The following is a 295-nucleotide window of genomic DNA, read 5'->3' as shown; positions in this document are numbered from 1 at the left end:
AGGTTCCTCCTACGCGGCCCACGCCTCCAAACAGGCTCGTCCCTCCAAGAACAACGGCTGCAATCCCATCAAGCGCGATGCTCTTACCTGCGGTTGGCTGCCCTACAGTGAGCCAGGAGGCAAGAACAATTCCCGCCAAGGCAGAAAGGGCACCGCAGATGATGTACGTATAGGTGATATATCTGTTCACATTGATACCTGACAAATGCGCGGACTGCGGGTTGCCGCCAATGGCATAGAGCTTTCGTCCAAATGTCGTGTAGCGCAGAAACAGCACCGCCAGAATCGTGAGAAC

1 protein-coding gene is annotated in these 295 nt (G+C 55.3%); it reads right to left on the bottom strand.

Annotated elements, in window-relative coordinates:
- Window positions 1-295, bottom strand: a 295-nt coding sequence (locus SB773_RS31040; RefSeq protein ID WP_410594096.1) for an ABC transporter permease, incomplete at both ends; no start/stop codon positions are given.

The organism is Bacillus sp. SIMBA_074, from assembly GCF_046534555.1.
GTDB classification, from domain to species: domain Bacteria; phylum Bacillota; class Bacilli; order Bacillales; family Bacillaceae_G; genus Bacillus_A; species Bacillus_A mycoides.
Note: the sequence above shows the minus strand (reverse complement) of the source record. Positions and strands in the feature narration are given on the sequence as shown.